At 31.4% G+C, this 12,053-nt stretch carries 13 protein-coding genes and 1 pseudogene; 5 read left to right on the top strand and 9 right to left on the bottom strand.

The window, feature by feature from the left end; genetic code table 11:
* From NAAC61_RS03335 to NAAC61_RS03295, 9 genes are all read right to left on the bottom strand, one after another.
* On the bottom strand, positions 1–489 hold the full coding sequence (locus tag NAAC61_RS03335) for a hypothetical protein (protein WP_012208030.1): 489 nt from the start codon (positions 487–489) through the stop codon (positions 1–3).
* Positions 489–2,414, bottom strand: a complete 1,926-nt coding sequence (locus NAAC61_RS03330; protein ID WP_012208031.1) for a DNA gyrase/topoisomerase IV subunit B — start codon at positions 2,412–2,414, stop codon at positions 489–491. The genes NAAC61_RS03335 and NAAC61_RS03330 overlap by 1 nt, the downstream gene beginning before the upstream one ends.
* 23 nt (positions 2,415–2,437) lie before the next feature.
* Positions 2,438–2,728, bottom strand: a complete 291-nt coding sequence (locus NAAC61_RS03325; RefSeq protein ID WP_202695285.1) for a DciA family protein — start codon at positions 2,726–2,728, stop codon at positions 2,438–2,440.
* A 31-nt stretch (positions 2,729–2,759) separates the two neighbouring features.
* Positions 2,760–3,575: an aminotransferase class IV gene (locus NAAC61_RS03320; RefSeq protein ID WP_012208033.1), complete on the bottom strand. Its 816-nt coding sequence runs from the start codon at positions 3,573–3,575 to the stop codon at positions 2,760–2,762.
* Entirely contained in the window at positions 3,565–4,869 is a 1,305-nt protein-coding gene (mtaB, locus tag NAAC61_RS03315) for a tRNA (N(6)-L-threonylcarbamoyladenosine(37)-C(2))-methylthiotransferase MtaB (RefSeq protein WP_202695284.1), read from the bottom strand. Before mtaB ends, NAAC61_RS03320 begins: the two co-directional genes overlap by 11 nt.
* Positions 4,859–5,326, bottom strand: coding sequence for a CBS domain-containing protein (locus tag NAAC61_RS03310; RefSeq protein WP_443146878.1), 468 nt, complete (start codon positions 5,324–5,326; stop codon positions 4,859–4,861). Before NAAC61_RS03310 ends, mtaB begins: the two co-directional genes overlap by 11 nt.
* Positions 5,327–5,333: 7 nt before the next feature.
* Positions 5,334–6,296 (bottom strand): 1-phosphofructokinase family hexose kinase, encoded by a 963-nt coding sequence (locus NAAC61_RS03305; protein WP_012208036.1) that lies wholly within the window; start codon positions 6,294–6,296, stop codon positions 5,334–5,336.
* Between the two features lie 248 nt (positions 6,297–6,544).
* The gene (locus tag NAAC61_RS03300) at positions 6,545–7,990 is read right to left on the bottom strand and encodes a radical SAM protein (protein ID WP_202695283.1); all 1,446 of its coding nucleotides are present in this window, start codon (positions 7,988–7,990) and stop codon (positions 6,545–6,547) included.
* Positions 7,991–8,002: 12 nt separating this feature from the next.
* A complete protein-coding gene (locus NAAC61_RS03295) occupies positions 8,003–8,596 on the bottom strand; it encodes a TetR/AcrR family transcriptional regulator (protein ID WP_202695282.1) in 594 nt (197 codons plus the stop codon).
* Positions 8,597–8,975: 379 nt separating this feature from the next.
* On the opposite strand from NAAC61_RS03295, the gene NAAC61_RS03290 reads away from it, so the two are divergent.
* The 5 genes and pseudogenes from NAAC61_RS03290 (at position 8,976) to NAAC61_RS03270 (ending at position 12,037) form a co-directional block, all read left to right on the top strand.
* Positions 8,976–9,509 (top strand): THUMP domain-containing protein, encoded by a 534-nt coding sequence (locus NAAC61_RS03290; protein WP_202695281.1) that lies wholly within the window; start codon positions 8,976–8,978, stop codon positions 9,507–9,509.
* Positions 9,510–9,524: 15 nt separating this feature from the next.
* Positions 9,525–9,782 (top strand): annotated as a pseudogene (locus NAAC61_RS11320) (tRNA uracil 4-sulfurtransferase ThiI); the annotation flags it as partial.
* Positions 9,783–9,812: 30 nt separating this feature from the next.
* Positions 9,813–10,589: a lysophospholipid acyltransferase family protein gene (locus tag NAAC61_RS03280; protein WP_202695280.1), complete on the top strand. Its 777-nt coding sequence runs from the start codon at positions 9,813–9,815 to the stop codon at positions 10,587–10,589.
* 29 nt (positions 10,590–10,618) lie between these two features.
* Positions 10,619–11,143, top strand: coding sequence for a bifunctional nuclease family protein (locus NAAC61_RS03275; RefSeq protein ID WP_202695279.1), 525 nt, complete (start codon positions 10,619–10,621; stop codon positions 11,141–11,143).
* 27 nt (positions 11,144–11,170) lie between these two features.
* Positions 11,171–12,037: a polyprenyl synthetase family protein gene (locus NAAC61_RS03270; RefSeq protein ID WP_202695278.1), complete on the top strand. Its 867-nt coding sequence runs from the start codon at positions 11,171–11,173 to the stop codon at positions 12,035–12,037.
* The last annotated feature ends 16 nt before the right edge of the window (positions 12,038–12,053 follow it).

Here is a 12,053-nt window from a genome sequence, read left to right as displayed (position 1 = left end):
CTAAAGCCCCCGATCATCGATTTTAAAGAAACTATGGTTACTAATGAAATAATTCCCAGGTCCCAAAAATTCTATATTACTAAGAGTGATCAAAAAATCTTTAATTTCTGGTAATTCAAGGTACTCAATTCTAATGTTATTATAACAAAGTATTTCTTTATTCGGAAAATTTATTTCTCTAATCGACGTATTACAACAAATACTTTTGACAAAATTGAGTTCTTCTTCTTTTTTTATTTTATCTTTCGAAAAAATTACTTTGATGAATTTTGGATAGGGATGATCGCTAACAAATGTTATTTTATCATAAATATCAAAATAAAAATATCTATTATTTATTTCTACGTAATAAATACTTTTCTCAATTTCTACTTTATCTTTATAAACAAAAAATTCTTCTTGAGTTTCAAAAAAAGGGAGGAGATTGTAAACACAAATTATTAAAAGTAGAAGGTAAAAAAAGGTTAAGATTAACTTTTTCCATTGCACTAGATATCTAGCTCTTTCACCTTATTAGCATTAGATTCAATAAACTCTCTTCTAATAGAGGGATCGTATCCCATGAGTATTTCTATCATCTCTTCTGCCATTTCTAAATCTTCCATCTTTATTTTTACAAGTTTTCTAGTGTCTCTATCCATAGTGGTCTCTCTCAATTGGTCAGGGTTCATTTCTCCTAATCCTTTATATCTTTGTATTCTCCATTTTTTATCCCCATATTTTTTCTTCAACTCTTCAAGTTCTTCGTCGGAATAAAGATAAAAATGTTGTTTACCAATCTCAAATCTATACAGAGGAGGTTGAGCAATGTATACATATCCTTCCTCTATTAAAGAACGCATGTATTTGTGAAAAAGCGTCAACACTAAAGTTCTAATATGTGCGCCATCAACATCTGCATCAGTCATGATAATGATTTTACCGTATCTCAATTTAGACAAATTGAACTCTTCTCCTATACCAGTTCCTAATGCAATGATAATATTCGAAACTTGTTCATTTTTTAAAAGTTTTAAAAAATCAGTTTTTTCTGCATTTAGAATTTTCCCCCTCAAAGGTAAAATCGCCTGGTACATTCTATCCCTAGCTTGTTTGGCATTTCCCCCAGCCGAATCTCCTTCAACTATAAAAAGTTCTGATTCGTTTAAATCCCTCGATGTACAATCTGCCAATTTGCCTGGTAGAGTTGTATTTTCGAATATTGTTTTTCTTTTAATGCTGTCTCTGGCTCTTTTAGCAGCAAGTCTTTTTTTATATGCTAAAAACATTCTTTCAAAAATATTTTTTGCTTCTTTTATATTTGCATCAAAATATAAAGATAATTTCTCTGTAGTTATTTGATTTACTGCTTCTCTGGCAACTTTAGATCCCAATCTTCCCTTTGTTTGACCTTCGAAAACAGGATTGGGCATTTTTATATGTATTATGGCTAATAATCCTTCTCTCACATCTTCTCCACTAAAATTCTCGTCTTTTTCCTTTAAAACATTGTACTTTCTTGCATATTCATTTGATAATCTTGTTAGAGCTTGTTTGAATCCAGATTCATGTTCCCCGCCATCGATAGTCCTAATGTTGTTCACAAAAGAGATTACTTCGCTTTCTTCAGAATCCGTATAGACAAAAGCTGCTTCCACTTGAATTTCTGACTCCACTTTACTATATTGATATGATCCGTACATGTAAACCGGCTCGGAAATAGAATTCATCTTCCGCCGTTTCAAGATGTAATTTATAAATTCGTTCAAACCGCCAAGAAAATGAAATTCTTGCTTGTAATCTCTTTTTCTATCTTCAAAGATAACTTTCAAGTTAGGATTTAAAAAGGCTATTTCTTTCAACCTATTCTCTATTAATCGTGATTCAACAGTTATATCTCCATCATCGAATATTTCTTTATCAGGGAGAAATTTCACAACAGTCCCACTCTTGTCTGTTTCGCCTACAATAATTACATCTGTTTGAGGAACACCTCTTGCATACTTTTGATAGTATATTTTCCCGTCTCTGTAAACCTTTACCTCCATATATTCGGACAAAGCGTTAACAACCGATGCTCCTACTCCATGAAGTCCTCCACTAACCTTATAGGCTTTTTTATCAAACTTTCCACCAGCATGAAGCGAAGTCATAACTAACTCCAATGTATTTTTATTTTCAGTTGGATGTATATCTACAGGTATACCTCTTCCGTTATCCTCAACTTCAATAGAATCATCCTCATTCAAAGTAACTCGAATTGTATCACAAAACCCGTTAACATGCTCATCTATGGCGTTATCGATTATTTCATAAACCATATGGTTTAACCCTGTTTTACCCGTTGATCCTATGTACATTCCAGGTCTTAACCTAACAGGTTCTAACCCTTTCAAGACCTTTATATCGTTTCCAGAATAAGTTTTTTCTACCATTTAAACACCTCCACAAGCGTTTCTCAAGAAACAATTCTAATTCTATTTATCGTTTCATTTTCCAGAATAGAATTTATCGCGTTCAATAATAATTTTTCCCTAAAAAGTATTTCCTGTTTAACATAATTGTCAGCACAGGCTATTTCCACTATCTTATCTTTTAAGAGATAATTTTTAACTGTTACATTTTTTGATAAATTCTCAGGAATATACTTAGGTAATTCTTCTCTTAATCTTTTTATTATATATATTTTTTTGTAAACCAAATTTTTTTTAGAAAGTTGTTTTAAAACACCTTCAAATTTTTTCTCCATTTTAGACCATCTTAATAGTAAAGTATTCCTCTCAATCTTCTATTTTTTCTGTTATAAAATCTTTCCAATTGTCAAGAATAGCTTCCGTTACTACACCAGGTACAGTAAAAGTAAAATCAGGAAAAATTCTTCTAACAGGTACTACACCTCTTGAAGTGTGGGTAAGAAATACTTCCTCGGCAGATAAAAGTTCCCATACTTGAACATTTGCTTTCTCTTCAACTTCTAAAGATAAATCATTTGCTAACTCAAGGACATCTTCTCTAGTTATCCCTGGTAATATCCCCGATGAAATATGAGGCGTCAATAAAACACCTCCACTGACATAAAAAATATTAGAGTATGTACCTTCGGTTACATTACCGAACTCATTTAAAACGATGGAATCATAATAATAATCATATTTTTTATGGATGTATTTGATTGAACCATTTAAAGGTGTTTTTACATAATAAGGAATAATAGGAGACGAAGTTTTTCTTTCTCTCGCTATATTAACTACAACACCTTCTTCGATCAAATCTACATCCTCTTTCAACTCTTCAACAAAGCAATAAAATGTTTTATATTTAGAAGTGAAAGGAGTTACATATATTTTAAATCTGAATTCTTCATAATTATGAATCTTTTTTGCCTGATTTAAAATTATTTTTATCTTTTCAAGAGGTGGTATTTCAAATGCCATAAAATCAGCAGATCGTTTCAATCTATCATAATGTCTTTTTAAATTGTAAGGAATACCTGAATAAGTTCTAAGTACATCATAAATCGAATAACCATTCACGAACCCTTCATCATCTCCACTAACCAATGGAAATTCTACCCACTCTTTACCATTATAGAACATTCGATACCACCCCTTTATTTTCTTTAGACAAAGAAGATATCACCGTACTAAAAAACTCACCTTTTTCAATTTTTTTCTCATGAAATTGAACATTATGGGGGATGTAATATTCATCGTATCCAAAAAGACCTTTTTTTGAGCTACTTTCTGTTAATACTTTAACTCTAGACCCTAACATATCATTCAAGTAATTTTTTCTTGAGAGATCAGCAATTTTATCCATTTGTGAAAGTCTGTCTTTTTTTTCATTTCCAGGTATCTGATTTTGCATCTTAGCTGCTACAGTTCCCTCACGTAATGAGTACCTAAAACTATGGACTTTTAAAAGCTTCAGTTCTTCAATTGAATCAAACAGGATTCTTAAATCTTCCTCATCTTCACCAGGAAAACCAACTATGAGATCACAAGTAATAGAAAACTTTGAGTCGTATTTTCTTAAGTTTTCGATGGCTGTATAAATCATTTTTCTATTATATTTTCTATGCATTGATTGTAAAATTTTATCAGAAAAATGTTGAATCGAAAGGTGTATGTGTTTTTCAAATATTGGATAAGAATTCAATATGGTAGACAAATTGTCAGTAATTATTTCAGGATATAGAGACGTTATTCTTATTCTAATTTCTTTATCAGCAAAACTCTTCCCGATTTGATTTAATAGTTCTTCTAAGGTTTCTGAATTGTCCATTCCATAATATCCCAAATTTGTTCCAGTTAGCACTATTTCTTTATACCCTTTTTCAATAAATTTTTCTATACTTTTTATAACTTCTTCTGTTGGTAAACTGACTATTTTTAATCCTCTCAAGAATCTTATTTTACAGAATGTACATGAGTTAATACATCCTTCTTCAATAGGTAAAAAGATCCGTGTTCTGTCACCATACGGTTCGTTGGGAACTAATATGTCATATTTTTCATTATGGAACCAAAAATGTTTATCTGAGTATATACCTTCTTCACACAATAAACGGTCTATTTGTTTTTTTTCTAAATTACCTAAGACCAAATCGGCGCCTACTTTTTTTAATTCTTCGGGATCAGATACAGAATAACAGCCTGTAGCTATAATCTTGGAATTTTCATTTGATTTTTTTAATCTCCTAATTGTTTGCCTTACCTTTCTTTCAGCCTCTGAAGTTACGGCACAAGTGTTTAAAACGTAGATATCACTCTTACCCATTTTTTCTTCAAATACAATATCAAAATGAGGAGATAGTTTCTCGGCCATCGCTTGACTTTCAGCTTGGTTCATTTTACATCCAAAAGTAATAAAAGAAACTTTACGCTTCATATTCTATTTCACCAGTCAATGTTCTACTAAGTAAACCTATTCTTCTAATAACCCCCACTAATCTTTCATTGTCATCAACAACTGGCAGAACCTTTAATTTATTTTTTATTATTACATCTGCTACATGTAAAACCGTATCATCAAAGTAAACCTTAAATGGCTTTTTTATCATAAAATCAGATACTGGACGATCCAATATTTTTTTTAATCCATTAAAAAATTGATGGCTATCCGGTATAAAAGAAGTAGTTTCCATAAGCTTCAAATACCCCGGAAGTGAGGCGTCAATGATACCACTTTCGCTTAAATATCCCACCAGTCTAAAATCACTTGTAACTATGGGAAGCGCAGATAAATTATGCCTACGACATACCGTAATAAAACGCTCTACTTTCTCATCTTCCATTAAAGACGTTAGATCTCTCTCCATTATTTCCTTAGCTTTCAAGGTAAACACCTCTTTGTTATTCTAATCTTTCAATGGAAAACCTACTTAAACTTCTTTTTATATCTTCTAAAGTTCCTATCTTTTTTTCTATATAATCCGTTTTGGAAATGGCACTAGCCATACCGAATTTTGCAGCTTCAAAATAATTAAAATTATAATTTATAATATAATATATTATTCCCGACATAAATGCATCTCCTGCTCCAAAAAGATGTGATTTCTCAATCCTTTCTTCTGGATTAAAAAGCCAGACACCCTCATTTGTTGTTATCACATCACCAAAAATCTGATAACTCATAACAACTAATCTGGCACCATTTTCTATAATTTTTTTTGAAGCATCAATAAAATCATCTATACTTTCAAGGGTTTTCCCGAAAATTTCTGCTTTTCTTCTAAAGTCTGGTCTAACAACGGTAGGGCAATTATTTAAAATAGCTTTTTCAAAACACGGTCCAATTGATTCCATGTAAGTAGTTTTTCCTCTTTTCTTAGCTTCAAACATCAGATCGGAATAAACATCAGTTTTCAAGCCAGGAGGAACACTTCCTGACACTACGACATGTTCCACTAATGAAAGAGAATTTTTATATCTCCTTAAAAAATGATCGTAATCTTCATCATTAATGAAGGGACCTTTACTGTTTATTAGAGTCATTACTTCCTTCAAGGGATCTATTATTTCAATGTTTTCTCTACTTTCTTCTTCTGAATAAACAAAATTCATCGTTATATTTTCATACGCAGAAAGCTTACTCTGAATAACCCTACCTATGTGTCCCCCCAAAAAACCTGTTACTATCGATTTCATTTGCAAATTAGATAGCATTATTGAAACGTTAATACCCTTACCTCCTGGTTCCATTTTGGAATTTGAAGGATTTTCTATTCTATACATGTTACCTACTTCAAAATTATCAATTATAACTTCTCTATCCAGCGAAGGATTTAATGTGACAGATAAAAAATCGTACTCCATCGATTTCCTCCTAATACCATTATTATTTTACTATTATGGAAACCCCACACTTGCTATAATGCCCTTTTCTTCCCACCCCTCGTTTCTAAGAAAGGACTATGTACTATAACTCTCTATCTTATTAGAATAATCTTTTATTTTTTATATTATACCATATCAAACCTAAGTATTATTAACTGAAAAATTAAAATAACGGGTAGAAAATACCCGTTATTTTAAAAGATAATACTACTTTTGAAGAATCAATATTATGCTTTTTTATCCAGTGCTAATTTTTCTTCATTTTCTGAATATCTTCTCATCCTTACTTTGTAGTTATATACACCTCTTTTTGAAGGATACTTCTCAGCGTAGCCTTCTTCGTACCAAAGTTTATCGGCATATTTTTTCCATTCTTCGGCAAGTTGGTCTAATTCAGGAGCTAATTCATTCACGGTTCGCTCACTACCAGGATGTTGTGGAATAGCGTTGAACTTCTTTACCATTGCCCTGAATACTTTTGGATTGTCTATTATGGGGCATGGTCTAAATAAATTATTGGAATAGGGAATGGTCCTCTTATAAGCCTCAAAAAATGGTGATTTTAAAATATCTATAATTCGTTTTTCCCTTATATTATCCACGGCAAACTGTTGGAAGACACATGGTTCAGCATAACCTTTGGCGTTTATATGTAAATATTTAGCTCCCGCTGCTAAACAACCGTTAGTTAAGAAACCATGATTCCAAAAATCAGCAACAAACGCAAACTTTCCACCTAACCTTAACTCTTCCAATTTGTAGAATCTTTCATACCTTTGTTCGGCAGTAGGTACTAAATCCATCGAAGCATCTGCTCCTACGGGCATAAATTGGAAAACCCATGCATAACTCACATTGTTTTCTTTTAAATATTCCCAAAAATCATCACTCATTATTGCATCGTGATTCTTTCTTGTTGCTGTGACAGAGGCTCCATATATTACCCCATTTTCACTTAAGAGCTTCCAAGCGTTTTGAATTTTTTCAAAAACACCCTTACCTCTTCTCCAATCGGTATCAGCTTCATATCCTTCTACTGATATAGCCAATGTAGCGTTACCCAATTCAGCTAATTTTTTAGCGTTTTCTTCATTAATTAACGTTCCATTCGTATAAAGCAAAAAGTAAGAATCGCTGAACTCTTCTAGTACATCGAATAGATAAGGATATACAAATGGCTCTCCACCTGTTATAATGAAGAAATAGATGCCTAAATCATTGAATTGTCTTATTACATCAAAAATTTCTTCTTTGGAAAGCATATACTTGTGACCATACATAGCAGCGTAACAACCCACGCATCTGAGGTTACATGCATATGTTGGAGAAAGCACAGCTAATTTTGGAAGGACGATCCCATATTCATGCATCTTATCCTGTCTCGTTTTTTCGCCAACTGCAAATTCGTTGATGATTAGATTGTTTATTATTTTTTCAACAACTTTGGGATTAGATTTCTTGAACAAATTAGCCCAATTCTCCAGCATCGGATCATGATTTTCTGCCCCAGTTGCTAATTTTCTAAGCCCACTTTTTGCAGGTTCCTTAGAGAATTTTGATAATGTCCATAACAACTTCCCAAGTTGATCCACATCAGAATGCCTTACAACGTTTGCTACTAATTTAGAACTTTGTTTAAGTAACATATTTTTCATTGAGTCCACAACTGCCATACCGGACACCTCCTAATTTTTGTCATCTTCTGTAAAACATAAAATCATTTTTTTAAAATTATTCTTTATTTCATCATTAGAAAATTCTATTCCTACGGCCCTGTATATAACTAAACCATCAAACATCGCTTGCAGCATAAAAGCTTTCGTTTTTGAATTAAATAATTTTTCAAATTTGCCAAGGATCTTTCCGTAATTTTCTTTGAATGTTTGAGTTAAAATTTTCATCATACTTTGATCATGTGTAGAATTTATTAAAATTTCAAACAATCGCATCAATTCTTTTGAAGGAAAAGTATTTAAAATTTCCGAATAAAGATTTGCATAAAAATCAGCACTTGCTTCCACACAATCCTGAGAGGGCACTGATTCATTTTCTTCGAAAAAACCTTGGACTTTTTCTAAAAGAGCACTAAAAGCAGAAACAATTAGTGCATTTTTATTTTTGAAATAGTTGTATATAGAACCCTTCGATAAGTTACACGAAGAGGCAACATCTTCCATCGTTAGATTTGACAAACCTTTTTCGCTTATTAATTCCAACGTTTTTTCAGCAATGTATTTTTTTCGTTCTTGCTTATCCAAAATCTTTAACCCCTGGTTCATTTGGATCACCTCTTTTCTGACTGACTGGTCAGTCAGTTAAATTATAAACTATTGTGAAAAATAATTCAAATATGACTGAATTTGTCTAATTTAATAACGTACATTTTATAATAAGAAATAACCCTTTATTTAAAGTCAATAGAAAGCACATATATTAAATAAAATAACAATCGTATGTTCTTAACTTAATATTTTCAGAAAAGATATTCTAATTACATATTTTCGTTGAAAAAGTTACTTTTTTGTTTTTTTGAATTGGTCGACTCTTTTCCTCAATATTTTCCAAAGTGACTCTTAAAAAAATATAGTTGAAAAAACCCAGTTATGTTATAATTTAGTTGAAGAAAATATTTTTTATAAATTATAAGGTGGCAAATGAATGCTATTTTTAGTAGTAAGGGTTGACGAGATCAGTCTAAAAAATAAAAATAAAATGTCTTTTATGCATAAACTTAAAAACAACATCCAAAGCAAAATTTCCGGGAACTTCATTTTCAAGGTTAACAACAATAGAATATATCTAATTCCTCAACAAAATAAGGGAATAACCGTTAAAGATATCGATATTCTAAAAAAGATTTTTGGAATGCATTCATCTTCAATAGCTGAAAAAACTGAATTAAATATAGATTCAATTAAAAATAAAGTCTACGAAGTAGCAAAAAAATCTCTTGAAAACAACAATTATGGTACTTTTAAAATAGGCGTCAATAGAGCCAATAAATCTTTCCCCTACAACAGTCAAGAATTTGCTGGAATAATAGGTGAATTTATATTGAACAATTTCCCTAAACTAAAAGTTGACTTAAATAACCCCGAGCTTAATATAGAAATAGATATTAGAAAAGATGGTACGTTTATATTTGGCAATCGTTTAAAAAGACTGAGCGGATTACCCGTTGGTACATCTTAAAAAGGTTTTACAAAAAATAAAACAATTAAATTATCCCAAAAATTCGGATTGTATGAAACATTTATTTTACCATACGAAGATTCATGTAGCGTATTTATACCTTCTAAACCTGCCACTAAATCAAATACAAATTACATAAACTCAATTGAGGATTCTTTACAACATCTAAGTGAATTGGAAAAAGATGCTTTAGATGAAGCTAAAAAGTATAAGATTGAGGATAGTAAAGTCTCAGAAATTGATCACTTTGAATCATTGTCTCATGTATTTTAAAGAAAAGGGAAGAAAAAAGGAGGACAATTCATGAAAAAGGTATTAGAAACAATAAAGGCAATATTCTTCACAATATGGTTAATTATCGGATTTCTCGGAGTTGTAATTGTATATGGAAGTTATGTATTGATAAAAGCCAATATCTTGGAAAAAAGAAAGGGACACAAAGTCTCTCAAGAATATATTAGAAAGGTTGTATCTTGGTTTGGAAAAGTTACTTTTAAATTCTTAAATAGTAAGATTTCAGTTCATGGTGAAGAGAATATTCCTCAGCAAGGCCCTTATGTAGTAGTAGCGAATCATCAAAGCCTTTTCGATATTCCTTTAATTTTAGGATATATATATCCCACAGCTTTTATTGCAAAAAAAGAGCTTTCTATGATTCCTATATTAGGAAATTTCATCAAAAGACTTGGCTCTATCTTCATAGATAGGAATAATTCAAAAAGTGGCGCTATAGCTCTTAAAAAATTTGCAAAAATATCTCAATCAGGGGAAATTATAACTATTTTTCCTGAAGGAACAAGGAGTTTAGATGGTCAAGTAGGTGAATTTAAAAAGGGAGCTCTTTTAATCCCTTTTAGATATAATATAAAAATATTACCTGTCACAATAGACGGAACTATCAAAATGAGCAAAAAAGGAAGCGTCTTTATCAAACCTTCGAATGTTAATCTATTCATACACGAACCAGTCGAGCCCAAACTTTTCGCTAGCGAAGGAGAATTAAGAGAATGTCTCAAAAGCATAATCAGCGAAAAGGTTACAAGCGAACCTCAACTAGCTTTGAAAGAAACAAGAGCGTAATTTCAGTTTCTTAAAGGAGGTTTTCAACCATGAAAAAAGTAAGCAATGTTACTATGGGAATAGATAAAGTTTCAAATTCACCGATAGTTTTTTTAAAGGTAGAAGATACAAACGTTGTTGTACCAATATGGATTGGGCCATGTGAAGCTGGTGTTTTGGCTTTGATATTGAGAAACGAAGATTTTGAAAGACCTTTAACGCACGATCTCATTGGTAATATTATTGAACAACTTAAAGCTCAACCTATTAAGATAGAAATTGACCAATTCAAGCAGGATATTTATTACGCTAAATTAGTCCTGAAAGATAGTGGTTCAAAAGAGATCTATATCGATGCCAGGCCGTCTGATTGCATAATTTTATCATTAAAAAACAACTTACCTATTTACATAGACGAAGAAATAGTATCCGAACACGGTATTGAAGCTTCTTTTATAAACGCAGAAGAACAAAGCGATTTCAGACAAGATATTGAAAACTTCGATATAGACGAACTGAGAAGGAAGTTCGAAAATAAAAATAAAACTGAAGATGAAGATGAAGATGACGAATAATTTTTTCTAAAAGCACGAGGTGAATCAATGGCATTTCTAAAATTATTAGAGTTTAAAGATTTCTTTGACAAGAAGATAAAGAATTTTTTCGAAAATTTGGACCTGGAAGATCATTTAAAAGAGCCACTGTTTTATTACATAGAAAATGGAGGCAAAAGACTTAGACCCTGGATAATATATAACTTCGGACAAATAATCTCTATAAATAAAAAGAATTTAATTGACATTGCGATAGCTGTCGAAATTTTACACTCATCATCCTTGATACATGATGATCTACCTGCCTTAGACAATGCAAAGTTAAGAAGAGGAGCTCTAACAACTCATTTAAAGTTTGGAGAATATAAAGCCATACTAGCTGGAGATTATGGGTTCACTCTCCCACTACAGATTGTTGCCGGTTTAGATAATATTAAAGAAGGGAACAAACTTCTCTTAATGGATTATTTTATAAAAACCATTTTAAAATTATTTCAAGGAGAAATGGAAGATTTAATCTTCGAAAAAGAAGATAAAAATGTAGGTGAGAAAGAAATTCTTGAGATGTATTCAAAGAAAACAGGGGCGCTTTTTGGTTTTTGCTTTGCATCTCCTTTTTTAATGGCTGGGGAAGCAGAGCTTGCTAAAGAGATGAATAAAATAGGAACTGATTTTGGTGTTTCTTTTCAAATTTTCGATGATTTAAAAGATATCTTCACTAAAGAAGAAGATATTGGAAAAGAAACTAATAAAGATGTAAACAAAAAAACTCTTTTAAATTTTTATAAGTTTCAAGAAACACAAATAATAGCCGATAATATGTATATAAATGTTTTACAAAAATTGGAAGACCTAAATCTAACAGAACTATCTCAACTTTTGAAAGAAGTTCGAAAAATCATAGAAACTAGATAGCTATTTCTAAAGGAGC

This window comes from Petrotoga sp. 8T1HF07.NaAc.6.1, from assembly GCF_016772115.1.
GTDB lineage: Bacteria > Thermotogota > Thermotogae > Petrotogales > Petrotogaceae > Petrotoga > Petrotoga mobilis.
This window is presented reverse-complemented; position numbering and strand designations above follow the sequence as displayed.

Excerpts from the sequence above, each read along its gene's own strand:
- NAAC61_RS03330 (WP_012208031.1), bottom strand. The coding sequence starts at position 2,414 with ATGGTAGAAAAAACTTATTCTGGAAACGATATAAAGGTCTTGAAAGGG.
- NAAC61_RS03325 (WP_202695285.1), bottom strand. The coding sequence starts at position 2,728 with ATGGAGAAAAAATTTGAAGGTGTTTTAAAACAACTTTCTAAAAAAAAT.
- NAAC61_RS03320 (WP_012208033.1), bottom strand. The coding sequence starts at position 3,575 with ATGTTCTATAATGGTAAAGAGTGGGTAGAATTTCCATTGGTTAGTGGA.
- mtaB (WP_202695284.1), bottom strand. The coding sequence starts at position 4,869 with ATGAAGCGTAAAGTTTCTTTTATTACTTTTGGATGTAAAATGAACCAA.
- NAAC61_RS03305 (WP_012208036.1), bottom strand. The coding sequence starts at position 6,296 with ATGGAGTACGATTTTTTATCTGTCACATTAAATCCTTCGCTGGATAGA.
- NAAC61_RS03300 (WP_202695283.1), bottom strand. The coding sequence starts at position 7,990 with ATGGCAGTTGTGGACTCAATGAAAAATATGTTACTTAAACAAAGTTCT.
- NAAC61_RS03295 (WP_202695282.1), bottom strand. The coding sequence starts at position 8,596 with ATGAACCAGGGGTTAAAGATTTTGGATAAGCAAGAACGAAAAAAATAC.
- NAAC61_RS03290 (WP_202695281.1), top strand. The coding sequence starts at position 8,976 with ATGCTATTTTTAGTAGTAAGGGTTGACGAGATCAGTCTAAAAAATAAA.
- NAAC61_RS03280 (WP_202695280.1), top strand. The coding sequence starts at position 9,813 with ATGAAAAAGGTATTAGAAACAATAAAGGCAATATTCTTCACAATATGG.
- NAAC61_RS03275 (WP_202695279.1), top strand. The coding sequence starts at position 10,619 with ATGAAAAAAGTAAGCAATGTTACTATGGGAATAGATAAAGTTTCAAAT.
- NAAC61_RS03270 (WP_202695278.1), top strand. The coding sequence starts at position 11,171 with ATGGCATTTCTAAAATTATTAGAGTTTAAAGATTTCTTTGACAAGAAG.